Source organism: Pseudodesulfovibrio portus (genome assembly GCF_026000375.1).
GTDB lineage: Bacteria > Desulfobacterota > Desulfovibrionia > Desulfovibrionales > Desulfovibrionaceae > Pseudodesulfovibrio > Pseudodesulfovibrio portus.
On the sequence record NZ_AP026708.1, the window covers coordinates 539510 to 563714 of the forward strand.

22 protein-coding genes are annotated in these 24205 nt (G+C 61.9%); 12 read left to right on the forward strand and 10 right to left on the reverse strand.

Annotated elements, in window-relative coordinates:
- Positions 1-2: 2 nt before the first annotated feature.
- The 8 genes from OO730_RS02740 to OO730_RS02775 all read right to left on the reverse strand — a co-directional run bounded on the left by OO730_RS02740 (position 3) and on the right by OO730_RS02775 (position 7617).
- Positions 3-926 (reverse strand): transketolase family protein, encoded by a 924-nt coding sequence (locus OO730_RS02740; protein WP_264983046.1) that lies wholly within the window; start codon positions 924-926, stop codon positions 3-5.
- Positions 927-935: 9 nt separating this feature from the next.
- The gene (locus tag OO730_RS02745; protein ID WP_264983047.1) at positions 936-1733 is read right to left on the reverse strand and encodes a transketolase; all 798 of its coding nucleotides are present in this window, start codon (positions 1731-1733) and stop codon (positions 936-938) included.
- A gap of 15 nt (positions 1734-1748) precedes the next feature.
- The gene (locus tag OO730_RS02750; RefSeq protein WP_264983048.1) at positions 1749-2789 is read right to left on the reverse strand and encodes an aminoglycoside phosphotransferase family protein; all 1041 of its coding nucleotides are present in this window, start codon (positions 2787-2789) and stop codon (positions 1749-1751) included.
- On the reverse strand, positions 2776-3399 hold the full coding sequence (locus OO730_RS02755; RefSeq protein WP_264983049.1) for an HAD family hydrolase: 624 nt from the start codon (positions 3397-3399) through the stop codon (positions 2776-2778). The genes OO730_RS02750 and OO730_RS02755 overlap by 14 nt, the downstream gene beginning before the upstream one ends.
- An 11-nt stretch (positions 3400-3410) precedes the next feature.
- A complete protein-coding gene (locus OO730_RS02760; protein WP_264983050.1) occupies positions 3411-4481 on the reverse strand; it encodes a radical SAM protein in 1071 nt (356 codons plus the stop codon).
- A gap of 74 nt (positions 4482-4555) precedes the next feature.
- Entirely contained in the window at positions 4556-5125 is a 570-nt protein-coding gene (locus OO730_RS02765) for an SIS domain-containing protein (protein WP_264983051.1), read from the reverse strand.
- A 7-nt stretch (positions 5126-5132) separates the two neighbouring features.
- The gene (locus OO730_RS02770; RefSeq protein ID WP_264983052.1) at positions 5133-6089 is read right to left on the reverse strand and encodes an ornithine cyclodeaminase family domain; all 957 of its coding nucleotides are present in this window, start codon (positions 6087-6089) and stop codon (positions 5133-5135) included.
- A gap of 1 nt (position 6090) precedes the next feature.
- Positions 6091-7617, reverse strand: a complete 1527-nt coding sequence (locus OO730_RS02775) for a PfkB family carbohydrate kinase (protein WP_264983053.1) — start codon at positions 7615-7617, stop codon at positions 6091-6093.
- A 193-nt stretch (positions 7618-7810) separates the two neighbouring features.
- Here OO730_RS02775 and OO730_RS02780 point away from each other — a divergent pair, with 193 nt between their 5' ends.
- The 9 genes from OO730_RS02780 (at position 7811) to OO730_RS02820 (ending at position 19663) form a co-directional block, all read left to right on the forward strand.
- Positions 7811-8869: a glycosyltransferase family 9 protein gene (locus OO730_RS02780; protein ID WP_264983054.1), complete on the forward strand. Its 1059-nt coding sequence runs from the start codon at positions 7811-7813 to the stop codon at positions 8867-8869.
- 102 nt (positions 8870-8971) lie between these two features.
- Positions 8972-9958, forward strand: coding sequence for a UDP-N-acetylglucosamine 4,6-dehydratase (inverting) (pseB, locus tag OO730_RS02785; RefSeq protein ID WP_264983055.1), 987 nt, complete (start codon positions 8972-8974; stop codon positions 9956-9958).
- 3 nt (positions 9959-9961) lie between these two features.
- Complete coding sequence (gene pseC, locus OO730_RS02790) at positions 9962-11083, forward strand: UDP-4-amino-4,6-dideoxy-N-acetyl-beta-L-altrosamine transaminase (protein ID WP_264983056.1); 1122 nt, start codon at positions 9962-9964, stop codon at positions 11081-11083.
- Positions 11074-11766, forward strand: a complete 693-nt coding sequence (gene pseF / locus OO730_RS02795; protein WP_264983057.1) for a pseudaminic acid cytidylyltransferase — start codon at positions 11074-11076, stop codon at positions 11764-11766. Before pseC ends, pseF begins: the two co-directional genes overlap by 10 nt.
- Complete coding sequence (gene pseG, locus OO730_RS02800; RefSeq protein ID WP_264983058.1) at positions 11763-13232, forward strand: UDP-2,4-diacetamido-2,4,6-trideoxy-beta-L-altropyranose hydrolase; 1470 nt, start codon at positions 11763-11765, stop codon at positions 13230-13232. Before pseF ends, pseG begins: the two co-directional genes overlap by 4 nt.
- Positions 13222-14274, forward strand: coding sequence for a pseudaminic acid synthase (gene pseI, locus OO730_RS02805; RefSeq protein WP_264983059.1), 1053 nt, complete (start codon positions 13222-13224; stop codon positions 14272-14274). Before pseG ends, pseI begins: the two co-directional genes overlap by 11 nt.
- A gap of 3 nt (positions 14275-14277) precedes the next feature.
- Positions 14278-15537 carry a DUF4910 domain-containing protein gene (locus OO730_RS02810; RefSeq protein WP_264983060.1) on the forward strand — a complete coding sequence of 420 codons (1260 nt, stop codon included), beginning with the start codon at positions 14278-14280 and terminating at the stop codon, positions 15535-15537.
- Positions 15538-15686: 149 nt separating this feature from the next.
- Positions 15687-17075 (forward strand): NAD(P)H-dependent oxidoreductase, encoded by a 1389-nt coding sequence (locus OO730_RS02815; RefSeq protein WP_264983061.1) that lies wholly within the window; start codon positions 15687-15689, stop codon positions 17073-17075.
- Positions 17072-19663, forward strand: coding sequence for an AMP-binding protein (locus tag OO730_RS02820; protein ID WP_264983062.1), 2592 nt, complete (start codon positions 17072-17074; stop codon positions 19661-19663). Before OO730_RS02815 ends, OO730_RS02820 begins: the two co-directional genes overlap by 4 nt.
- Here the strand turns inward: OO730_RS02820 and OO730_RS02825 are convergent.
- Positions 19647-20999, reverse strand: a complete 1353-nt coding sequence (locus tag OO730_RS02825) for a surface carbohydrate biosynthesis protein (protein ID WP_264983063.1) — start codon at positions 20997-20999, stop codon at positions 19647-19649. The genes OO730_RS02820 and OO730_RS02825 overlap by 17 nt on opposite strands.
- A 45-nt stretch (positions 21000-21044) precedes the next feature.
- Positions 21045-21224, reverse strand: a complete 180-nt coding sequence (locus tag OO730_RS02830) for a hypothetical protein (RefSeq protein WP_264983064.1) — start codon at positions 21222-21224, stop codon at positions 21045-21047.
- 268 nt (positions 21225-21492) lie between these two features.
- On the opposite strand from OO730_RS02830, the gene OO730_RS02835 reads away from it, so the two are divergent.
- The 3 genes from OO730_RS02835 to feoB are packed head-to-tail and all read left to right on the forward strand — an operon-like array spanning position 21493 to position 24115.
- Positions 21493-21675 carry a FeoB-associated Cys-rich membrane protein gene (locus tag OO730_RS02835; protein WP_264983065.1) on the forward strand — a complete coding sequence of 61 codons (183 nt, stop codon included), beginning with the start codon at positions 21493-21495 and terminating at the stop codon, positions 21673-21675.
- Positions 21676-21731: 56 nt separating this feature from the next.
- Positions 21732-21974 carry a FeoA family protein gene (locus tag OO730_RS02840; RefSeq protein ID WP_264983066.1) on the forward strand — a complete coding sequence of 81 codons (243 nt, stop codon included), beginning with the start codon at positions 21732-21734 and terminating at the stop codon, positions 21972-21974.
- A 5-nt stretch (positions 21975-21979) separates the two neighbouring features.
- Positions 21980-24115 (forward strand): ferrous iron transport protein B, encoded by a 2136-nt coding sequence (feoB, locus tag OO730_RS02845; protein ID WP_264983068.1) that lies wholly within the window; start codon positions 21980-21982, stop codon positions 24113-24115.
- The last annotated feature ends 90 nt before the right edge of the window (positions 24116-24205 follow it).

Here is a 24205-nt window from a genome sequence, read left to right on the forward strand (position 1 = left end):
CCCTACCCGATCAATTCGGTGACGGTTTTGGCCACGCCCGGGCCGTCGATGCCGAAATGGCTCATCAGTTCCTTCTGGCTGCCGTAGTTCTCGGTGAACACGTCCGGGATGCCCACCTTGCGGAACGCCGGGACCGAGGCAAGCCCGGCCTGAAGCAGGGTCTCGCCAACGGCGTCGCCCAGGCCGCCGATGGTGGAGTGCTCCTCGACGGGGACAACGGCCTTCTTGCCGTCGGCCATGTCGAGCAGCAGTTCGGAATCAAAGGGCTTGATGGTCGGAGAATGCATGATGGCCGCGCTCACGCCCTGCTTTGCCAGCAGTTCGGCGGCGTCGATGCACACGTGCAGGGACACGCCGGTGGACACCAGCAGCACGTCGGCGCCCTCCTGGTATCGGATTCCCTTGCCGAGGGTGAAGCCCAGCTCCGGCTTGGACACCACCGGGTCGTACCCCTTTGCCAGCCGGATGTAGATGGGGCCGTCCCAATCCACGGTCTGGGGCATCATGCGCTTCATTTCCTCTGCGTCGCAGACCGCGACCACGGTCATGTTGGGCAGGGCGCGCATGATGGCGACGTCCTCGGTGGCCATGTGGGTCGGGCCCAGCGGGGCGTAGACCATGCCGCCGCCGTTGCCCACCAGCCGCACGGGTACGTTGTGCAAACACAGGTCCATGGCGGTCTGGTCGAAACAGCGCCGGGTCAGGAAGGTGGCGATGGTGTTGACGTAGACCGTCTTGCCTTCCATGGCCAAACCGGCGGCCATGCCCACGACATGCTGTTCGCTGATGCCCTCCATGAAGAAGCGGTCGGGCATCTCTTCCTTGAAATTGTCGAGTGTCTTGTAGCCCAGGTCGGAGCCGACGAAGAAAATGTCCTCATGCTCCTTGGCCAGGTCGTATATGCAGTTGAGGCAGGTCTTGCGCATGAAACTATCCTAACTGACCGCTTCGATCAGGCTGGTGTAGAGCTCGTCGGAGAGCTTGGTCTTGTGGTGCCAGGTCAGGTCGCGTTCGATGAACGGGATGCCCTTGCCCTTCACGGTATGGCAGATGATCGCCGTGGGCTTGCCTGCCGTGGCCGGGAGATCGGTCAGCACCCCGCGCAGTCCGTCCACGTCGTGGCCGTCCACCTCCACGCAGGCGAACCCGAAGGCGCGCCACTTGTCGGCGAACGGTTCCAGGTCCATGACCTCCTCGGTGGTGCCGTAGGACTGCTGCTTGTTGTAGTCCACCATGGCCACGAGGTTGTCGAGCCGGTTCTTGCCCGCGCTCATGGCCGCTTCCCAGACCGAGCCCTCGTTGCACTCGCCGTCGCCCATGACCACGAACACGCGGTTGTCGCGCCCGGCATGCCTTGCGGCCAGGGCAAAGCCCACGCCGATGGACAACCCGTGTCCCAGCGAGCCGGTGGAGGCCTCCACGCCGGGAATCTTGCCCCGCTCGGGGTGGCCGCCCAGAATGCCGTCGAACTTGCAGAAGCAGCAGGCGTCGTCGCAGGTGATGAACCCCTTGTCCTCGAGCATGGCGTACTGCGCCAGGCAGCCGTGGCCCTTGCTCAGGATGAAGCGGTCGCGCTCCTCCCACAGGGGGTTCTCGGGGTCGAAACGCATGATGTCGTCGTACAGTACGCGCACGATCTCCATCAGCGACATGGCCGGGGCCAGATGCCCCCTGCCGCCCAGGTGCATCATCTCGATCACTCGTCGGCGCAGGGCCTTGGAACGTTCATCCATATTCGATCTCACCTGTCAGTTCTGTTCAATTAAGCGCGATGCGATGTCGCCGCGGGCCCGCTCAAGCATCGCTTCAGCCAGGCCGAGCTGGCGTCGCAGCACGGATTCATGGTCATCATCGAGACCGGCAAAGGCGCGGCGCGCGTTCTCCCCGGCCAGAAATTCATTGAGCACGATCATGCACCACTTGAGCGCGAAGAGCGGCAGCAGCGCCCTGAGCCGATCCGCAAAGCCCGGCCGGTCCCCGAAGAGATCGGCCATGCGCCCGGCCACCCGGTAACGGGCCTCGCCCACAGCGGCTTGCGCCGGGTGCAGCACGAAGTCGGAAACAAGCTTGGCCGGGTCGTCCCAGCCGAAGTATTCGAGGTCGAGAAAAACCAACCCTTCCGGAGACTTCACGCAATTATGCAGACCGAAGTCCGAGGGGCTGAGCACCCTGTCGGACCCGTCGATTTCCTGGTCGTCCCCAAGGCCAACCCCTCTGTAATACACTTTCGCCCGACTTGATAGGTCTTCCAGGGCGGGAATGAACCGCGCGTCCAGGAACGCCCCGAGTTCCAAAGCCATGGGCGCGGTATCGGGCCGGGCCTGCAGCCGGGCCAGCCGCTCATCCAGATTGCCGAGCACGCCGCCCAGGGAAAAGAACGCCTCGGAAGCCCGATCCATGCCGGCCGCTTCCGGCTCTTCGGACACCGCCTTGAGTTGCTCCACAAAGGCCGTGAAATCCCGCTCGTCGTCCCCGGTCATCCGGTCGTCGATGATGCGTTCCCCCTCGATATGGGAGAGGATGGTGAAGCCCGTTTCCCGATCCAGATGCAGGACGGACGGGATGCAGGTCACGCCCTTGTCCGCCAGGAAGGTCAACGCCCGGTACTCGGTCCACTGCCGGTCTCGGGGGTCGCCGGGGTTGCGGAAATAATATTTGACGACCACCTTGCGGGTCGGCGTGACCGCCTCGAAGACGCGGCTGTTCCTGCCGCCGCCGAGGACGGCGGTGGACTTCACGGGCTCGCCGATGGCGGCCCGGGCTTCACGGCAGACATCAGCGACAGTCACCGACACCCTCCTCGACCAGTCGGGCGATCTCCGCCCAGTCCGGGGCCACGCAGCCGTCGAAATCCGTCTCGCCCCCGGTAAACAGGATGCGCTTCACCCCTTGGGGAAACCCGTCCTCTTCGAAGGTCTCGATGAGATCGTCCACGAACACGGCGCAGCCGAGTTCGGCGATCCGGGCCACCTTCTCCTGCCGGGTATCGGCGAAATACACCCGGTCCACGGACAGCCCGTATTCATCCGAAAAGAACCCGTTGGCCTCGAACCACGCAAGCGCCATCCTGCGCAGGCTGCACGCCCGCTCCACGTCATTGGCGGCATACTCCGACTTGTGGCTGACCACATGGACGGAAAGCCCCCTTTCCCGGCAGCGGACAAGAAATTCCCGGACCCCGGCAAAGGGTTCGGCATCCAGGATTCGGGGACCGTAGACGGCGGCCTGGAGGTCGCGCCATTTCATCTCGCCGTCGTCCAGCAGACGCACCGAATCCCGCACGTCCTTCTTGGACCGCGCGGGACTCGTCGTTTCCAGCCACCCCTTCTCGATAGCCAGGCTGCGGAAGAGCGGCGTGTATTCCACTATGGTGTTGTCGAAATCCAACCCTATGATCATGCTCTGTCCGGCTAAATGAAATTGACGTGGGCCGGGGGATTGGCCAGCCCCCACAGGTAACGATTGATCTCATCCATGCGGCAGTTGATGCGACACACGCTCGGATCGAACTCGGCCATGAACCACTCCATGGCCTTGGCCCGCTTTTCGCCTTCCCATATTTCCTTGAAGGTCTGCTCGTGGATGTTGCCGTAGTTGAACCGGTCGTCCTCCAGGAACATGGAGCAGCCCCAGATGTTGCCGCCCGCGTCCATGTAGGACCAGAACGGCAGTCCCAGGCAGCGCTCGTAGGGACGGTCCTTTTCCTGCCACTTCCTGATGGTGTTCATGCGCAGGATCGGCGAGAAGGTGTCGGTGGCCACCGCTTCCAGTTCCTCGGCCAGGCCGTCCACGTTGGTGTACTCGATGTCCTTGTACTGGTCGGTGTCGGACTGCGGGTGCTGGGAATACGGCTTGACCACCAGGTAATCCAGCCCGATGTCGCGAGCGATCTTCGCCAGCCCCACCACCTCGTCGCGGGTCTCGGGCAGGAGCAGGATCTGCATGCCCAGCGCGCAATCGTACCCGTTCTTCTCCTTGATCTCGGCAGCGGCCTCGAGGTTGGAAACGACACGGTCGAAATGGGACGCCTTGGTGCGGTGGATGGCGGCGTAGCTCTCGGGCGTGCCCGCGTTGCAGCTGACCTTGATCCAGGAGGTCACGTCCAGGATCTGCTCGCTGATCCTGGGCGACATGAGGGTGGCGTTGGTGGTGAACGCCTGGTCGATGCCCACGGACTTGCCGTGACGGGTGATCTCCACCATGTCCTTGTGCAGGAACGGTTCGCCCTCGCCCGCGTACATGACGGACTTCAGCCCCAGCCCGGCCATTTCGGTCATCCGCTCCTTGAGCACGGCGGTGTCCACGTAGCGGGTCTGGTAGCCCATGAAGTCCAGGGCGCAGAAAACGCAGCGGTGATTGCAGGCACCGGACGGGCTGATCTCCATGTAGATGGGATAGACGTTCTCGCCGCGTTTCCAGTCGGCCACCCGATCCGGGTGATGATGCAGCTTGTGGCTGTCGATGCCGTATTTGTCGCCCATGTGTCAGCGCTCCTTGAAATATACGAGTTGCGGCCACGTTCAGTGGCCGCGCAAATCAGAATTTGTCCGCCGTATCAGCCGTTCCGCTCGGAGAATATGTCAACCAGATGGTGCAGGACCACGGCGTGGCCCGATTCCGCCATGCCGTAGGAATCGGCAGGCAGATAGAAATTGAGGTCGCCCAGCCCGCGCAGGGCGTTGTCCGGATTCATGGCCGTGACCGTCACGGCCAGACCGCCGAACTCATGCGCCTTCTTCACGGCCTCCACCGCATTGGGGGAGTTGCCGGAGCTGGAGATGGCGATGAGCACTTCCCCTTCCACCATGCGCTGGGAAAGCGGATAGGCAAAGGTCTGGTCGTAGCCGAAGTCGTTGCCGGTGGCGGTGATCAGGGAGCAGTCGGTGAAGACCTCCGTGGGGACCTCGGCGTTCTTGGCCAGATCGGTGGAAAAATGGCTGGCCATGGAGGCGCTGGCACCGTTGCCCGCAAAATAAATGCGCCGCCTGTCCTCCCGGCACCCGTCGATCCATTCGACCAACAGGGCAAACCCCTGGTCCGTATCCATGGCAACGCCGTCGGCGTCGGTGACGACGAGTTCGTCCAGTATGGCAAACAGGGAGTCCAGGGAGGATTTCCAGCTCATATGCAGCTCACTTATTGCTGTTCAGGGCGGTCCAGAGCTGAGGCACGGTCTCAGCATGCGGTGCCCGTACATAGAAGCTTTCCCCGCCATCGTCAACGGTGCGAACCAGCATGGTCTTCCACGGACGGAAGTAGTAGTCCGGGTTGCCCCTGGGGGCTTCGGCGGACACGTTGTCCGGCAGGTTCTTCAGGTCGCAGACCAGGCTGGTGAACCGGTTCACGGTCCGTCCCTCCTGCGCGGCCACGTTGCGCACCATGGCCAGTGCCTTGAGATAGACCTCGGGGGCCATTATGGCGGAGCCGAAGTTCATGACCACGCCGTTCTCGACGTTGTCGAGCACGGAGGTGTAATACAGAAAATCGGTGTACGAAGCCTTCCCCCAGGCCGCGCCGTCGCAGTTGGGGTGCTCGTGCACGATGTCCGAGCCCATGCCCACATGCACGGTGAACGGGATGGACAACCGGTGGGCCGCAGCGAACAGGGAAATATCCTTGTAGGGGAAATAGCCTTCATGGATGGCCTTGCCCACGGCCTCGCCCACGCCCATGTCCCGGGCCGCGCCGTGCCGGACCACGTCGTTGATCCGCCCGGTCTCCTGCCACAGCCCGAACTGCCCTTCCCTGATGTACCGGGCCACGCTCTCGGTGGTCTGACCGATGAGGGCGAACTCGAAGTCGTGGATGACGCAGGCGCCGTTGCCCGCCAGACAGGAGATGTACCCCTGCTCCATCATGTCGATGATGAACCGCTGCACCCCGGCACGGATGACGTGGGCCCCCATCATCAGGATGACGGACGCGCCCGCTTCCTTTGCCTTGCGCATGCGGTCGGTCACGGTGGCCAGATGCGGGTAGGCGCACTCCTCGGGCGCAAGCTCGCGGATGACCGTCAGGTCGAGGTCGTGGCTGCGCTCGCCCAGGGGGAGGACCTTGATTTTCGATGTGTCGAATCTGCTGAATGCCATGCTACTTCAGAAGCGAGGTCACGTTTTTCATGATCGCCTGTTTGGTCACGGATTTCTCGTTGCCGACGATGCCCACGGCAATGGCCCCGGCGATGTTGCCGAGGAAGGCCACGATTTCGGGCGACACGTCGCCCAGCGAGGCCACCAGGGAGGCCACGGCAAAGAACGCGTCGCCGGACCCGATCTTGTCCACCACCTTGTGGGCGAAGGCCGGGACCAGGATGCCGTTGCCGTGCCCGTCCTGCACATAGGAACCGCGCTTGCCCAGGGTGACGGCCACCATGGAGGCCCCGAGCAGGTCGCGGGCGTCGGTGGTCAGCGGCGTGACGCCGGTGATCTTGTCACGGGCGTCGAGCCGGAGCTCCGCCTCGGTCAGGCTGATGAAATCGCATCGCCCGTACCCGGAAATGGTGTGGAAACCGCGGTTGCCCGCGTTGGCCTGGGTGTTGACCGCCAGGTACTCCAGCTTGGAAAGGGACTCGCGCGTCTTGACGCTGATGGCCCCGTGGCCGAAGTCGGCAGCCACGACCAGGTCGCTGGACTTCCCGGCCTCCTTCACGGCCAGCCTGAACGCCTCATCGCGCTCGTCGCCCAGGCCGGAATCGTCCATGTGGTAGATCTCGAAGAGCTTGGTCATGGAATAGCCCTCGATATACCGCCGCTTGCGCAGGGTCGGGGCGTCTTCCTGATAGGCGAAATGGGGGGTCACGTTGCCCTGAAGGTTTTCGCGAACGAACTCCTCCTGGGTGTCCCGCTCGCCCAGCACGGTGAACATGTGCACTTCGTCCACGAAATGGGAGATATGGTTGGCGATGGCCAGGACGCCGCCGGCAAACAGGTCGCCCCCGGTGTGGCTGAAGGCCATGACCGGCTCCTTGGAGGAGGCCCCCAGGGGCGAGCAGTACTGGTAGTCATCCAGGATGGTGTCGCCGACCACGGTCACCTTCAGTTTGGACACACGGTCCAGGATCGCTTCCACATCCTCGATGGAGTAGCGCGACCGGAACATCTCCAGGTAGTCCTGCACCTCGTCGGTGAAGGAGGACATGAACCGGTTGATCAGGTTGGTCGAGCTGAACACGATGTCGCGGGTCAGCTTCAACTCGGCACCGATCTCCTCGCAGACGTCGGCCTCCAGCCGCAGCTTGCCCGTGGGGTCCGCGTCGATGGACTTGAAGTCCGAGCCCTTGACGTAGACGTCGGGCCGGACTTTCCTGAGCAGCTCCTCGGCGGTGGGCCATTCGTTGACGGCCACGAAATCGACAACGTCCTGGGAGGCCACGCCCTCGGCGCGCAACACCTCGCCGAACGCGGGGCGGTGCGGCCCCTTGTCCACGAACCGGTCGGGGGAGACGGTGACGATCAGGACGTCGCCAAAGGTGGCGGCCTGACGGAAATAACGTATGTGCCCTATGTGCAGGAGGTCGAAAACACCGTGGCAGTGCACGACTTTCCGGCCCTCGGCCTTGAGCTTTGCGACGATGTCGGCGAGTTCGGATATGGTCTTGATCTTGTGTTCAATCGGCATAGGGAACACCTATATCCTCACGGACATGGCGTCAACAAAAGGTGTGGCTTTCCTCGACAACTCGCCGGAGGAACGGTAGTCCCAAAAGGGAGAGGAAACGGCCGGACTTGTGGCCTGCGGAATTTGCGTGTAGATGTTTCCGCCGCAGGCGGCATGGAATATTCCGTGCCGCCCGAGACAACAACGAGCATCCATGACAGATATACAAACCATGCACCCCCGCCGGATTCTGGTCTGCCAACTCAAGCAGATCGGCGACGTTCTCCTGGCCACGCCCTCCATCCAGCTTCTCAAGGAGCGGTTCCCGGAGGCGGACATCCACGTGCTCACGGAAAGCAAGTGCGCCGCAGTGCTGGAGAACAATCCCCACGTCAGCCACGTCTGGGCCATCGACAAGCCCGCCCTGAAGAATCCCTTCAAGGCCATCAAATGGTATGCCGAAGTGGGCCGCGCGGACTACGACCTGATCGTGGACTTCCAGCAGCTGCCAAGGGCCCGCTACTGCATCATGTTTTCCAAGGCACCGGTCAAGCTGACCTTCACGCCCCCCTGGTACAACAGGCCGTTCTACACCCACTGGATCAAGGTCATCCACGGCTATGCCGCCAGGCAGAAGGCGTCCATCCTGCGCATGCTGGACATCCACTGGGACGGCGAACTGCCCAGGCTGTATCTTTCCGAAGCGGAAAAGAAATGGGCCGATGAATTCATGGCCGCACAGGGGCTTGAGCCGAACAACTTCGTGACCGTGGACCCCAGCCACCGCCGCATCACCCGCAAATGGCCGGAACGCCACTTCGCCGGGCTGATCAAGCTCCTGCGCGAAAAGCACCCCACGCTCAAGGCCTTCATCCTGTACGGACCGGGCGAACTCCCCGTGGCGCGCAAGGTGGCCGAACTGGCCGGTGACGGCGCTGTCGTCTCCGAGGAGATGCTCACCCTGCGCCAGATGGCGGCGGTCCAGGCACGGGCCGCCCTGCACGTGGGCAACTGCTCCGCGCCGAGGCATTTCGCCGTGGCCGTGGACACGCCGTCGCTCGCCGTCCACGGGGCCACCGGCTTCGGCTGGTGCCCGAAGACCGAAAAGCACGTCAGCGTGGACAAGGGACTGCTCTGCCGGGCCTGCAACAAGAACTCCTGCGAGACCCGCGAATGCCTGGAGACCTTCCTCCCCGAGGAATGCCTGGACGAGGCGTTGCGGCTGCTCGAATTCAAGACGGCAGGGAAGGCCGCCCCCGGCACCCTTGCTTGACATGGCTCCGGCATGGTCTATTAATATCCATATTCATTTGATTAAGAACTCCCCGGTCCGCCGGGACCGACACCATAGACGACACCAACACCAGGACAATACATGTTAGATGGAAAAAACATATTGCTGACCGGCGGCACCGGTTCCTTCGGCAAGAAATTCGTCGAGATCGTGCTCAAGAACTACAAGCCCAAGAAGCTCATCATCTTCAGCCGCGACGAGCTCAAGCAATTCGAAATGGCCCAGGACTACCCCATGTCCGAAGGCTCGCCCATCCGCTATTTCATCGGCGACGTCCGCGACAAGGAGCGCCTCTATCGGGCCTGCCGGGGAGTGGACATCATCGTCCACGCTGCGGCCATGAAGCACGTGCCCGCCTCCGAGTACAACCCCACCGAGGCCATCAAGACCAACATCTACGGCGCCCAGAACCTGATCAACGTGGCCGCCGACGTGGGTGTGGAGCGCATCGTCGCCCTGTCCACGGACAAGGCGGTCTCCCCGGTCAACCTCTACGGCGCCACCAAGCTGGCCTCGGACAAGCTCTTTGTCGCCGCCAACGCCTTTGCCGTCGGCCCCCGGTATTCCGTGGTCCGCTACGGCAACGTCCTGGGCAGCCGGGGCAGCGTGGTTCCCTTTTTCATGAAAAAACGGGCCGAGGGCGTCCTGCCCATCACCGACAACCGCATGACGCGGTTCTGGATTCTGCTCGAAGACGCCGTGCAAATGGTGCTCGACGCCATAGAGAACGCGGCTGGCGGCGAAATTTTCGTCCCGCGTATTCCCAGCATGAAAATCACGGACATGGCAAAGGCCATCGCCCCGGACTGCGAACTCAAGGAGATCGGCATCCGGCCCGGCGAGAAGCTGCACGAGTGTATGATCCCGACCGAGGAATCCCGCAACGTCTGGAAGACGGACAAGGGATACGTCATTCTGCCGGAGAACTCCGTGTTCAAGTACAAGGGCGACCTCAGCAACGCCACGCCGGTTCCCGAGGGATTCCATTACAGCTCGGACCTGAACGAGGACTGGATATCCATCGAGGAACTGCGAAAAATCCTGACCCAGCAGGGATACGAGCTATAGCCCATGCCCAGAATTCCCTACGGCAGACAACACATCGACGACGATGACGTCAGGGCCGTGGCCGAGGCGCTGCGGTCGGACTTCCTGACCACCGGCCCCCGCGTGGGCGAATTCGAGCGGGCCGTGGCGGATTTCTCGGACGCACGGTTCGGCGTGGCCGTCTCAAACGGCACAGCCGCCCTGCACGCGGCCATGTTCGCCTTGAACATCGGCCCCGGCGACGAGGTCATCGTCCCGCCCATGACCTTTGCGGCCACGGCCAACTGCGTCCTCTACACGGGCGGCACCCCGGTCTTCGCCGACGTGGACCCGGACACCCTGCTCATCGACCCTGCGCGGGTCGAAGCCGCCATCACGGACAGGACCAAGGCCGTCATCGGCGTGGACTACACCGGACAGCCCTGCGACTGGAACGCGCTGAATCGGATCGCGGACAGGCACGGCCTGGCGACCGTGGCCGACGGCTGCCACGCCCTGGGCGCATCCCTTGACGGCACCAAGGTCGGCACCCTGGCCGACATGACCGTTTATTCCTTTCACCCGGTCAAGCACGTGGCCACGGGCGAAGGCGGCATGATCCTGACCGACGACGAAGCGCTCGACGAGCGGCTGCGCAATTTCCGCAACCACGGCATCACCACGGACGCCCGCACCCGCGAAGAGTCCGGCGCGTGGTTCTACGAGATGCATGACCTCGGCTACAACTATCGCATGACCGACATCCAGGCCGCCCTGGGTTCCAGCCAGATGAAGAAGCTCGACGGCTTCCTCAAGCGGCGGCGCAGCATCGCGGCCCGGTACGACCGGGAGTTCGCCGGGACAAACGTCCGCCCGCTGGGAATCAGGCCGGATGCGGACCACGCATACCACCTGTACGTGGTGCGCATCCCGAACCGCGACGCGGCCTACGCGCGGCTTCGCGAGGACGGCATCTTCGCCCAGGTCCACTACATCCCGGTCCACTTCCATCCGTACTACCGCGAGCATCTCGGCACGGGCGAAGGACTGTGCCCGGTCGCTGAAGCGGCCTACACGGAGATTCTCTCCCTGCCCATGTACCCCGACCTGACCGACGACGAGCAGACCTACGTCATCGAAAAGGTGCTGGAGGCGGCATGCGCATAGCGGTCATCCCGGCACGCGGCGGCAGCAAGCGCATCCCGCGCAAGAACATCCGCCCGTTCTGCGGCAAGCCGATCATCGCGTATTCCATCGAGGCCGCGCTTGCCACCGGGCTGTTCACCTCGGTCATGGTGTCCACGGACGACGAGGAGATCGCGGACACGGCCCGCCAGTCCGGGGCCGACGTCCCGTTCATGCGCCCGGCCGAGCTGTCCGACGACATGACCGGCACCACGCCCGTGTTCCGCCACGCCGTGCAGTGGTGCCTGGACAACGGCAACGAGATCGAAGCCGCCTGCTGCATCTACGCCACGGCACCCTTCACCACGCCCGGCGACATCGAAAAGGGGTTCGCCGCCCTGGACGCGGCCCCGGCGTCCTTTTCCATCACCACATTTCCCTATCCCATCTACCGGGGCCTTGAACGCACCCATACCGGCACCGTATCCCTGATCTGGCCGGAGCACCGGCTGACCCGCTCCCAGGACCTGCCCGAGACGTACCACGACTGCGGCCAGTTCTACTGGGCGACCAAGGATTTCCTGCTCGACGGCAAGGAATTCATGGACGGCGAGGCCGCCGGCATCCCCGTGCCCCGTCACCGGGTCCAGGACATCGACACCGAGGAGGACTGGATCCGGGCCGAAGCCATGTACCGGGCTCTCCGGGAGACCGGCGAGCTGTGAGCAAACGGCTGACCATACGGGCCGACTGCTCGCCGACCATGGGCACCGGCCACGTCATGCGCATGATCGCCCTCGGCCAGGCATGGCAGGCGCTGGGCGGCGACGTCCGCTTCGAGGGACGGACCGAACCGCTGACCGGACGGCTCAAGGCCGAAGGGTTCGACTGCGTACCCCTTGCCGTCGCGCACCCCGCCCCTGAAGACGCGCAGGCCCTGCTGGCGGCGACCTCCCCGAACGACTGGATCGTCATCGACGGCTACCACTTCGACACGGCCTACCTGAAAACCATTCGCGACAACGGACGGCGCACCCTAGTGGTTGACGATTTCTTCGATCGCAACGAATACCCCGCCGACATTATTCTCAACCAGAACCCGGACGGGCCGGGATATCCATACGACAAGGACGGGCCGACCCTGCTGCTCGGCACGGAATACACCATGCTGCGCAAGGATTTTCAGCGGCCTCCCGCACTGCGGGCCGTTCCGGAAACGGCCGCGTCCATCCTGGTAACCCTGGGCGGCGCAGACCCGGACAACGCCACCGGCAAGGTCCTGGAGGCCATCAATGCCGTCCGGATGAGCGACCTGCGCGTGACCATCGTGGCCGGAGCGGCCAACCCGCACCTGGACGATCTCCGTGAGCGGATGAAATCCCTGCCCTGCCCCTGCGAACTGCTGACCAATGTCGGCGACATGCCCGCGCTCATGGCCGAAGCCGATCTGGCCGTGTCGGCAGGCGGAACCACCAGTTGGGAATTGTGCTATTTCGGCGTGCCGTTCATTGCCGTCAGGATCGCCGACAACCAGCAGGGCGTCATCCGCGAGCTCGACAGACACGGGGCGGCCCGCTGTATTGACAGCGGCCCGTCCGTGGGAGACATTGCCACCAATCTGGAAGAGCTGATCCACGACAGGAAGGCCCGGCAGGCCATGCAAACGGCCGGGACGCTGCTGGTGGACGGCAAGGGGGCCATGCGCGTGGCAAGGACCATGTACAACTCGGACATCAGCCTGAGGCCGGTCGAGGCCGGGGACTGCGAGACCCTCCATGGGTGGCGCAACGCCCCGGAGACCCGCGCCCAATCATTCTCTTCGGACGAAATCCCGCTGGACACCCACCGCGCCTGGTTTCACAGCAAGCTGAACGACGAGAACTGTCTCTTTTTCATGGCCGTGGACTGCGACGAGCCGGTGGGGCAGATCCGGTTCGACCGGGACGGCCAAACGGCTGTGGTCAGCGTCTCCGTGGCCCCCGACATGCTGAACCGGGGCATCGGCACGATCATGACCCGCCTGGGCTGCCGGGCGCTGGCAAGGAGATGGCCCTCCGTCAACGTTGTGGCCCTGGTCAAACCGGACAACCTCGCGTCGGCGGCCATGTTCGCCAAAGCCGGGTTCACCAAGGCCGCCACCGATGCAAAGCACCTCAGATTCACATGGCCAGGAAGCACCAATGACACATAAAACGCTTTTCTCGAAGGAGTCCCCGGTCTTCATCATCGCCGAGATGTCCGCCAACCACGACCGGGATTTCGACCGCGCCGTCGACATCATAAAGGCCGCCGCCGAGGCAGGGGCCGACGCCATCAAGCTCCAGACCTACACGCCGGACACCATCACCATGGACTGCGACTCCGACCTGTTCACCATCAAGGGGACCATCTGGGAGGGCCGCACCCTGTACGACCTGTATGGCGAGGCATACACCCCCTGGGAATGGCACGGGCCGCTGAAAAAGGTGGCCGACGACCTCGGGCTGGTCTTCTTCTCCACCCCGTTCGACTTCACGGCCGTGGACTTCCTGGAAGAACTGGACGTCCCCTGCCACAAGATCGCCTCCTTCGAGATGGTGGACATCCCCCTGATCAGGAAGGTGGCCTCCACGGGCAAGCCGGTGATCATGTCCACGGGCATGGCCACGGAAGAGGAGATCGAGGAGGCGGTCGCCGCCTTCAGGGACGCGGGCGGCACCGAGCTGGCCCTGCTCAAATGCACATCCGCCTATCCCGCCCCGCCCGAGGAGATGAACCTGCGCACCATTCCCTATCTGGCCGAACGGTTCAACGTGACCGCCGGTCTGTCGGACCACACCCTGGGCATCGAGATCCCCATCGCCGCCGTGGCCGCCGGGGCGCAGGTCATCGAGAAGCACTTCTGCCTCAACCGAGGCGAGGACGGCCCGGACACCAGCTTCTCCCTGGAGCCCGCCGAGTTCAAGGCCATGGTCGAAGGCGTGCGCAAGGTGGAAAAGGCGCTGGGCACCATCCATTTTTCCGTGACGAGCAAGCAAAAGGACTCCACGCGCTTCCGCCGGTCCCTGTTCGTGGTCCGCGACATGGAAGCCGGGGAAACATTCACGCCCGAAACCGTCCGGTCCATCCGGCCCGGCGACGGGCTGCACACGCGGCACTATGAAGAGGTCCTGGGCAGGCAGGCGACCCGCGCCCTGAAGAAAGGCGAACCGCTGGACTGGGACATGGTCAAACACAACGACAATAAGCATTAAGTCATGATGAAAAATATTATCGATTCAATATGGGCACTGCCCAGAGACCTCGTATCGGACGGATATGACCAAGCCATAGACGCTTTGTCCGACATGCTTCCCATGCGCATCCACGAATACCCGACCGGCACAGAGTGCTTCACCTGGATCGTTCCGGAGAAATGGACCTGCCGGGATGCACGCCTGGAAACCATGGACGGAAAGACCCTGTTTTCCTACAAGGACAATCCACTCCATGCGGTATCTTACTCACTCCCCTATTCCGGAGAGGTAGACAGAGAGACGCTCTTTCAACACCTCCACACCCGCCCCGACATGCCGGAAGCCATTCCGTTCATATTCAAATACTATAAACGGGATTGGGGACTCTGCTGCCGGCATTCCCTCAAACAGACGCTAACAGACGACACGTACCGTGTGGTCATTGACACGGAGTTCACTCAGGGGGCACTCAAGGTCGGAGAGGTTGTCGTTAAAGGCAAAAAACAAGATTGCTACATATTCTGCGCCCATCTCTGTCATCCGGCTCAAACCAATGACGACATGGCAGGAGTCGCCGTGGGCATGGACGTTTTCCGCCGACTTCTCGAAGGGCCGCAACCTGAATATACCTACCGTCTCGTCATCCTCCCGGAGACGATCGGCTCGGCGGCCTGGCTCTCGCACAACGAATCCCTGATCCCACACATCAAAGGCGGTCTTTTCCTGGAGATGCTCGGCACTCCCCATCCGCATGCGCTGCAGCGGTCCAACACGCCGGACAGCCAGATGGATACCATATGCCGCCTGATAACCCGAGAAGCCGACCCGAAAATGTGGGAAGACGATTTCATGAAGGTCATTCTCAACGACGAACGGATGTTCAATGGTCCCGGCATCAATGTCCCCATGCTCTCCCTTTCCCGGGTGTTGCAGCGAGACGACCTTTACGACCCTCCCTATTCGGAATACCACACAAGCCTGGACACACCTGATGTCCTTGACTGGGACAACCTCAACCGCTCAAGCAGATTGGTGTCGCGGATCATTGAGGCGATCGAGGCCAACCGCATTCCTGTGCCTCTTTTCAAGGGAGAGTTGTTCTGCTCTCGGTTCAAAAGCATAGACTACGCTTCGATGTTTCACGTCATGAATGCGGTGATCTACAGGCTGGACGGGGAAAAAAGCATAGCCGACATTGCCCGGGAGTCCGGGTTGCCATACGATGACGTAGTCGCATTCATCGAAATATTGAAAAAGGAAAAGCTTGTTCGGCTTGCCTGAGGCCGCCGGACATTTCAGCGAACCCATGCGACATCCATTGTCCTGAACGCATTACAACACACTCTATCCTCTGGAGAATTAATACGATGAGACTTCTTTGCCTTGCTGGCAGCTTGAGAAACACACTCCGCGGCAACGATATAAAATCCATGGTCCAGACCCTTAAAAAGGTGGAAAATGAGGAACAACTGACCATGCTCCTTTCCGCCAGGGGACAATCCGGACCGGAGTTGACCGACATCTCCGACAAGAAAAAGCTCAGCAACTCTGAGATGATGCTCTGCGTGGCGGCTTGGGCGGCCTTGCGAAAAGGGATTGAAGTTGAGATGCACAGCCTGGCTGACTATTTCGGCGATAGGCCCCTGACCGACTTCTCGCAGACCTCGCTCCTCGAACGCATTGCCAAGGCCGACGGCATACTGCTTTCAGGGCCCGTCTACTTCGGCGACCGGAGCTCTCTCGCTCACGACCTCCTGCGATTGATCCGCAACAACGAAGGAATCATCCAGGGCAAAGTCTTTGCGGGACTCTCGGTGGGGGCCAAGCGGAATGGCGGCCAGGAAACCTGTCTCATCTATCAGATGCAGGACTTCCTCCACGAAGGCTGCATCGCTGTAGGCAATGATTCCGGCACCACATCCCAGTACGGCGGGACCTGCCATGCGGGCGAAATGGGCAGCGGTACCGACGACGCCTACGGTGTGCGCACGACCATCGGAACAGGCAACCGCATCGCCGAAGTCATCAAGCTGTTGGACATGGCAAAGCCCTTCCGGCTCAAGGACAAACCCAGGATCGGCATGTTCATCCTCCAGGACAAGAAAGGGTTATGCACCGATTTCGTCAGGCGCAGCATCATCGACTCACCTCTGGCGGACAAGGCCGACTTCAAGTTGTTCGACCTTGCAGAGGAAACCGTCCGCCGCTGCCTCGGCTGCGTGGTCTGCCCAAGAGAAATCGGCCCGGATGCGGAGTACCGATGCACGGTCCGCAACAAGGACGATATATTCAGCCGCATCCACACCGACCTGGCGGACCTAGACGCCATGCTGTTCGGCGGCTATTCGCCCATCCGATTCGCGGGGCTATCCTCCATCTACCAGTCCTTCATCGAGCGCACCCGCTATATCCGCCGAAGCGACTATCTCTTCGCCAACCGGCTGGTGGCCCCGTTCCTGCTGCAGGACATCGGCAGCAGCGAGCACCTCTCCATTCGGATCATGACCTCCACCATACGGCACAACACCATTATGCACAGGCCCATCGTCTTCCACAGGGGCGAAGACGGAATCATCGGCGCGGACAAGACCATTGCACACCTGGACAACTTCGTGAACACCGCCTCCGTCACCACGGCGGGCAAGCTTCTTTTCAGCGCGGACACCGAGAACCAGACCAAATACCAGCCCTTCGGCTACACACTGAGTTCACAGAGGGACGCGGAACCGGAAACGGTCAGAATCCGACAGGCTCTCTACAGGAAACGTCATGAAAATGTGCTGAAGAACATTGCGGAACGCTTGGAAAAAATCGCGTGACATCGAAACGGCCTGAAATGATCATGGACATCGAAACGACCATAGACGGCACCCTTGCCGCACGCGCAATGCGCGGGGAAGAGACTCCATTCGTACTGTTCTCGGGCAGCCCCGCGTTGACCGCGCGGCAACTCGACGCCCTGGCCGCGCGAATGGCGACCCGGCTGGCGGACATGGGTGTGCGCAGGAATTCCAGGGTTCTTGTCTGTTTCCGGCATAGCCCCGAGATGCTCGTCATGCTCCTGGGAGCCTGGAAACTGGGCGCGGTGGTCCTGCCCACCGATCGATTCATCGACAAAAAGGCCATGCGCTCAGCCATCGCCAACACGGAGCCTTCTGCGGCGGTGTTCGGAGCCGGACTCGAAGAACTGATGGAGGAAATGACCCCTCTGCTCGAAGAGCACAGCATTGCCGCTGAACTGGTCCGGTGCGACCGGCTCCCTGCAGAAGAGCACCCCGGGATCGCCCACGGGACGGACGACGCGGCGCTCTGCCTGTTCACCTCGGGCAGCACCGGCCTGCCCAAGGGCGTGGTGCTCACGCACCGCAACCTCCTGGCCGGGGCGCGCAACGTCATTTCCACCACCGGGGTAGAAGATTCGGACCGGGTCCTGTGCGTGCTGACCCTGGCCCACCTCAACGGGCTGGTCACCACGTTCATCACCCCGCTGGCCAGCAACGGCAGCGTGGTCTACCTGGAAGACGACTTCACCCCCAGCCGGGTGGCCGGCCTCATCGACCTGCATGCCTGCACTTGGTTTTCGGCCACCCCGACGCAGTACGCGCTCATGGTTTCGCCTCCCCTGGACGAGTCCACGTTTTCGTTTTCCACCCTCAAATTCTGCCGATCCGCCTCGGCACCGCTGCCGCCGAGAATTCTCAGGGAATTCGAAGAGCATTACGGCGTGCCCATCATCGAAACAATGGGGACCACGGAAAGCGCCGGACAGATATTTTCCAACCCGATGCCCCCAGGCCAAAGAAAACCGGGCCACGTGGGCTTCCCGCATGCTTACATCGACGTCCGCCTTGTGGACGAAAACGGCGACGCCGTGACCAAGCCGCATACCCAGGGCGAATTACAGATCAAGGGCGACTGCATGCTCAGGGAGTATTACAAGGATACGACCGCCACGGCCAAGGCGTACGACGGGGAATGGTTCAAGACCGGCGACCTATGCGAGTGGGACGAAGACGGTTCCTTCCGCATCACGGGCCGGTCCAAGGAAATCGCCATCTACTGCGGCTTGAACGTGTCCCTGCGCGCCATCGAGGACGCCATACACGAACTCGGGGTCGTCATGGACGTGGCCTGCGTGGGCCGGGAGCATCCGGTTTTCGGCGAAATCATCAACATCTACGCCCTTCCCTTCAAGGAAACCGGTGAAGACGCCTTCCAGCGCATCTCCAACCAACTGGCCGAGGCGGCGCGCCCGTTCCTGCCCAATGCCCTGGCCCTTGGGAACATCAAATTCGCCAAGGAATTCAGACGGTCCGGCGTCGGAAAAATTCTCAAAGGCTTCCTATCCTCAGCGGAGATCCTGTTCTCCCATGACCGGGCCCTGCCCACTGATCCGCGCGCACTCCTGTCGCACGTACTGGGGGTTGACGAATCCGAAATAACCGACGACGCCATGATCGGTTCCCTCAAGCGATGGGACTCCCTGGCGCACGTCTCCCTCATGCTGGCCACTGAGGACATACTCGGGCGCAGGCTGACCCGCCAGGAAATGACGGCCCTGCTCACCTTCCACGGCCTGCGGCACGTCCTGAACGGCGAGCAGGGGGCCTTGCCGCCCACCAAGACCTCGGCGATCCGGACGCTCATAAGCCAACTCAGGGACGCAGGTTACGGCGACGGACAAAACGTCAACTATCTGATGATGGGCTTCGCCCATTGCGCAAAAATGGGCATCTACGACCCGGAAACCCTGCTGGACGCCCTCATCGACGCCCTGCCTTCAGGCGCGCACCTGGTCATGAACGCCTTCACCTGGCAGTTCTGCTCCACGGGCTCGTACCACCACACTCGCACCAAGTCGGAAATGGGATTGATCAACGAGCTTTTCCTCCGCCGCCCGGGCGTCATCCGGAGCGAACACCCCATATACTCCTACGGCGTATGGGGGCCGCAGGCCGAGGATATCGCCCAATTCGACTGCGGCACCTGCTGGGGGAAAGGCTCACTGACCTGGAAGCTCGGGGAACGCAAGGACGTCCGCGCCTTGACCTACGGCCTGCCCCTCCGGATCGACTCGTTGTTCCGGGCCAACCCCGTGGTCCATGCGCTGGAGGAGCAATTCCGGGTCCCGTACAGGTATTTCAAGGAATTCAAAGGGACCGTGGACTTCGGGCGGGGCCCCGAGAAATACGCCACCCGGATGTACGTCCGGCAACTGGAACCGGAAATACGCAACGACTGGTACGTCTTGTCGGAGCAACTGAAAAACCTGCCGGATTCCGTATACGACACCTCGATTCCGGTCATGGCCTACTGGTGCCACGAAATCATGACTCTTGGAAAGACGGTACTCGAAGAGGACCTCATGGCCTTGACCGATCAGAGAGGGACTACCCCTTCGGGGTAAGAAGGAAGGTGTTCAGGCCAAGCTCACGGACCTTGCAGAAAGGCAGGTCCGGATCAACTTCCGCGAACCGGTCCACCAGCCGCCGGATTTCGGCCAGCGATAGCCGGGGAAACTTTTCCAAGGCGTACCGCACCTTGCGCCCAACACGACCGGGCTGGCGCGCCCGCAACACCTTGCTCAGGTATTTTCGCCAGCACTTGGCCGACTCGACCATGCCGAGCGGTTCGGGAATCCACGTCTCGCCGATCCCGGCCAGTTCCGCAACATACTCGGCGATCCGCGGCGAGGCCAGTTGACCGCAACAGTTGGCCGTGTGCGAACGCATTGATTCCAACTGCTCCATGCGAACGTCTTCGAGCATGACGCCGTTGCGGATGGCTTCGATGACCTGCTCCACGGTCCCGGCCCGCAGACCGGCTCTGGCCTGCATGTTCTCGCCGTCCTCGCCCCGGACCGGATCGAAACGGATGACGGTCCTGCCCATGAGCAGGGCCTCCACGCCCGTGGTGCAGCTATGGTGCACCACCGCCCCGGCCGTGGCCAGCCAGGGCCGTACAGGACCATCCGGTTTGACAAAAATATTGGATTTCCCGCTTAGGCGGGTGTCATAAAAAGCCCTGTCCTCCATGGGATGCGGCCTGACAATGACATGGCGATCCGGAAATGCCATAGCCACCGCTTCGGCCATGCCGATGAACCGCTCGGCGATCTCGCCCTCGAAATCCCGCTGGCGCTGCTTGAAGGCCAGGAATTCCGCGTTCGTGTAAACGTCCCGCCACTCCTTGAGGCCCGAGACCATTTTCATGTAGGCGTCAAAACCCATCTTGTGATTGAATGTCACAAACTGGGTGTTGATCTGGATATAATCCCGGCCATGGAGGGCCACAATGTCCGCGTTTTCGTGATAGGAATTGAACCGGGCGTCCAGGATGTCGAAGGAGGGATGCCCCGTGGCGACAACCCGCTCCTTCCGGTCCCCGGGGAACGCTTCGGCCAGGCGGACGCGCTGAGCCTCACCCCGGACGAACATGGCGGAAAAGGTCGGGGACACCCTGGCAAACAGCTCGATGAGCTGGGGGAACATGTCCAGGTTCTGGCCTTCAGCGTTCAGGTTGACCACATACCCGCCGCTTTCGAGAACCGCCCTGTTGGCGTCGGCATTCTGGTCCTTATCGAAATAGACAACCGGCTTGCCCCGCCCCAGCCGGAATACGTATTCATTGACCATACGCTCTCCGAACAACGTCGGCAGGCCGTGGCCTGCAAGGTGCATGGCAAGATAAATGACGCCATCCAGCTCCCGATTGGCGATTTCCATGGGTATTGCGCACAACATAGTTCTATCCGTAATGACAAGTGATGCGGAAAAAGGGCAAGGGAGTTATTTGTCCGCGTCCCTTTTGTCATCCTGGCGGTTCTTGAAGGTGATGGAGGCGAGGCAACCGGCCATGCCGCCGAGGACGACCGCCTTGGCCGCAGGCATCATGCCGGTAAAACTGAACAGATAGCCCACGGCGGCACCCGCAATGATGCCCTTGGCAAGGGCATCGATCCATCTCATGAAATTCCTGGCATCCTGATCCATGGGGTCGCTCCGTTCGGGCTGAGTCGTACAATGCGGCATCAATTGAAAATACGGTCCGTCGTCTTTTGCGGCGGCAGAGGCATCTAAAGCACAAAAAACGGCGCAAGACAAGTGATACCGGGCTTTCCCCCCCCTCTCACGGGATAAAATAAATCCTGTACATTCTTCTTGACTTTGATTCTCAACATCACTATCACATGTTCAACCGGCCCGAACTTCGGGTCAAACTTTTGAGGGAAACAATATGATAGATACCATCGTCGTGGCAGTGATCGTCGTCATCGCTGCAATATTTATCGGACGACGCTTTTTCAGGCAATTCACCTCCAGGGAATCCACCTGCGGCTGTAGCGGCTGCGGACAGGCAGGATCATGCTCCTCTATCCAGGACAGCCCGGACAAGCCCGGCTGCGGCGGCTCACGGTAATTTTTTTGCGCCACAATTGATAACGATTTTCAACACTGCTTTCAAAGGATCACACAATGACTAAGGACATGTGCTTACGGAAGGCCAAGGTCAACCAAAAACTCAAGATCAAAACCATCTCCGCAGAAGGAGAACTCGGTCGGCGCATCCGCGACCTCGGGCTCATCCCCGGCACCGAGCTGCACGTCATAGGCAAGGCCCCGCTGCGCGATCCCGTGGCCCTTCGTCTGAAGGACTTCACGCTCACCCTGCGCAACAGTGAAGCCGACCACATCACCGTCACCCCGCTGGAGGACTAGGAAGAATGCCACGCTATATCATCGGAATCGCGGGAAATCCCAACTGCGGCAAGACCACCATGTTCAACGCGCTGACCGGCGCACGGCAGCACGTTGCCAACTGGCCGGGCGTGACCGTGGAAAAAAAGGTCGGCCACATCCATTCCGGCGATGATTCCATAGAACTGGTCGACCTGCCGGGCACATACTCCCTGACCGCATACACCCAGGAAGAGCTGGTCGCCCGGAACTTCCTGGTGGACGAACGCCCGGAAGCGGTCATCGACATCATGAACGCCGACGCCCTGGAGCGTAACCTCTACCTGGCCGTGCAGATCATGGAACTGGGCGTGCCGTTGGTGCTCGGCCTGAACATGATGGACGAGGTGCGCAGCTCCGGCAAGCAGATCGATTCCGCCCTGCTTGAGGAACTCTCCGGCTGCGCGGTGGTGGAGACCGTGGCCCGAAACGGCGAAGGCGCAAAGGAGCTGCTCCAGACCACCATCGAAACCGCCGAAAGCAAAAAAGGCGAGTGGAAACCCCTGAACATTTCCTACGGCCCGGATCTCGACCCCGTGCTCAAGCAGATGCAGGAACTCATCGAGTCCGAAAGCTTCATGACCGACAAGGTGCCCTCCCGCTGGACCGGCATCAAATATCTCGAACGGGACGAGGATGTGGTCATCAAGGGCCGCATGACCAACACCGCCCTGTCCGACAAGCTCGAAGCCATGGCCGCCGAAGTCTCCGCGCACACGGAAAAGACCCTCAAGGCCAAGCCCGACGCCATCATCGCCGACTATCGGTACGGCTACATCGCCAGCCTGATCAAGGACGTGGTCTCCTACCCCATTCTCGACGCCGACCGCATCAGCCGCTCGGACCAGATGGACAAGGTGCTCACCCACCGCATCGTCGGCCCGCTGATCATGCTGGCCATCGTCTACCTGATCTACCAGGTCACCTTCACCGTGGGCGAAATTCCCATGGGCTGGCTGGAAGCCCTGTTCGGCTGGCTCGGCGACACGGCCACCAATCTCCTGCCCGAAGGGTTGCTCCAGTCCCTGATCGTGTCCGGCATCATCGACGGCGTGGGCGGCGTGCTCGGCTTCGTGCCGCTGATCATGTTCATGTTCCTGATGATCTCCGCTCTGGAGGACTCCGGCTACATCGCCCGCATGGCCTACATGCTCGACCGCATCTTCAAGGTATTCGGCCTGCACGGCACCTCGGTGCTGCCCTTCATCGTGTCCGGCGGCATCGCGGGCGGCTGCGCCGTGCCCGGCGTCATGGCCACCCGCACCCTGCGCTCGCCCAAGGAAAAGCTGGCCACCCTTTTCGTCGCCCCGTACATGACCTGCGGCGCCAAGGTGCCCGTCTTCCTGATGCTGACCTCGGCCTTCTTCCCGGAGAACGAGGCCGCCATCATGCTGACCATCACCCTGGGAGCCTGGGCCATGGCCCTGATCGTGGCCCGCATCCTGCGCTCCACGGTCATCAAGGGTGCGTCCACCCCGTTCGTCATGGAACTGCCGCCCTACCGCATGCCGACTCTTCAGGGCGTGCTCATCCACACCTGGGAACGGACCTGGGAATACGCCAAGAAGGCGGGAACCGTGATCCTCGGCATCTCCATCCTGATCTGGGCCATGATGACCTTCCCGCAGCTTCCCGCCGAGAAGATCGCCCAGTTCGAGACGCAGCGCGCCGCCGCTCAGTCCGAGGAGCAGATCGCGGAAATCGACAACATCGAGGCCGAAGAAGCCATCCGCCACACCGTTGCCGGACGCATCGGCACCGCCCTGGAGCCCCTGTCCGAGCTGGCCGGATTCAACTGGCGCGTGAACATCGCCCTGACCGGCGGCTTCGCGGCCAAGGAAGTCATCGTGTCCACCCTGGGCACGGCATACTCCCTGGGCGAAATCGACGCCGAAGAATCCCAACCGCTGGCCGAACAGCTGGTGCAGGACCCCGACTTCAGCATGGCCTCGGCCATCGCGCTCATCGTCTTCACCATGCTCTATGCACCCTGCTTCGTGACCGTGGTCACCATGGCCCGGGAATCGAGCTGGAAGTGGGCCGCCTTCAGCGTGGTCGGCTCCACCGGGCTGGCCTTCGGCATGGCGGTCATAGCCTTCAACATGGCCAAGGCGTTCATGTAGCGCCTGATCGCAACGACCCGTTCAAGGGAGTCCTTCGGGACTCCCTTTTCTTTTGTCTTTTGAAACCATATGCCCTATCCTCCCCACGAC

What these genes read in the sequence shown, in the direction of transcription:
- pseB (WP_264983055.1), top strand. Translation starts at nt 8,972, where the DNA reads ATGTTAGATGGAAAAAACATATTGCTGACCGGCGGCACCGGTTCCTTC.
- OO730_RS02755 (WP_264983049.1), bottom strand. Translation starts at nt 3,399, where the DNA reads ATGATCATAGGGTTGGATTTCGACAACACCATAGTGGAATACACGCCG.
- feoB (WP_264983068.1), top strand. Translation starts at nt 21,980, where the DNA reads ATGCCACGCTATATCATCGGAATCGCGGGAAATCCCAACTGCGGCAAG.
- OO730_RS02775 (WP_264983053.1), bottom strand. Translation starts at nt 7,617, where the DNA reads ATGCCGATTGAACACAAGATCAAGACCATATCCGAACTCGCCGACATC.
- OO730_RS02765 (WP_264983051.1), bottom strand. Translation starts at nt 5,125, where the DNA reads ATGAGCTGGAAATCCTCCCTGGACTCCCTGTTTGCCATACTGGACGAA.
- OO730_RS02810 (WP_264983060.1), top strand. Translation starts at nt 14,278, where the DNA reads ATGATGAAAAATATTATCGATTCAATATGGGCACTGCCCAGAGACCTC.
- pseI (WP_264983059.1), top strand. Translation starts at nt 13,222, where the DNA reads ATGACACATAAAACGCTTTTCTCGAAGGAGTCCCCGGTCTTCATCATC.
- pseC (WP_264983056.1), top strand. Translation starts at nt 9,962, where the DNA reads ATGCCCAGAATTCCCTACGGCAGACAACACATCGACGACGATGACGTC.
- OO730_RS02780 (WP_264983054.1), top strand. Translation starts at nt 7,811, where the DNA reads ATGACAGATATACAAACCATGCACCCCCGCCGGATTCTGGTCTGCCAA.
- OO730_RS02745 (WP_264983047.1), bottom strand. Translation starts at nt 1,733, where the DNA reads ATGGATGAACGTTCCAAGGCCCTGCGCCGACGAGTGATCGAGATGATG.
- OO730_RS02760 (WP_264983050.1), bottom strand. Translation starts at nt 4,481, where the DNA reads ATGGGCGACAAATACGGCATCGACAGCCACAAGCTGCATCATCACCCG.
- OO730_RS02740 (WP_264983046.1), bottom strand. Translation starts at nt 926, where the DNA reads ATGCGCAAGACCTGCCTCAACTGCATATACGACCTGGCCAAGGAGCAT.
- pseF (WP_264983057.1), top strand. Translation starts at nt 11,074, where the DNA reads ATGCGCATAGCGGTCATCCCGGCACGCGGCGGCAGCAAGCGCATCCCG.
- OO730_RS02835 (WP_264983065.1), top strand. Translation starts at nt 21,493, where the DNA reads ATGATAGATACCATCGTCGTGGCAGTGATCGTCGTCATCGCTGCAATA.
- OO730_RS02830 (WP_264983064.1), bottom strand. Translation starts at nt 21,224, where the DNA reads ATGAGATGGATCGATGCCCTTGCCAAGGGCATCATTGCGGGTGCCGCC.
- OO730_RS02815 (WP_264983061.1), top strand. Translation starts at nt 15,687, where the DNA reads ATGGTCCAGACCCTTAAAAAGGTGGAAAATGAGGAACAACTGACCATG.
- OO730_RS02825 (WP_264983063.1), bottom strand. Translation starts at nt 20,999, where the DNA reads ATGTTGTGCGCAATACCCATGGAAATCGCCAATCGGGAGCTGGATGGC.
- OO730_RS02770 (WP_264983052.1), bottom strand. Translation starts at nt 6,089, where the DNA reads ATGGCATTCAGCAGATTCGACACATCGAAAATCAAGGTCCTCCCCCTG.
- OO730_RS02840 (WP_264983066.1), top strand. Translation starts at nt 21,732, where the DNA reads ATGACTAAGGACATGTGCTTACGGAAGGCCAAGGTCAACCAAAAACTC.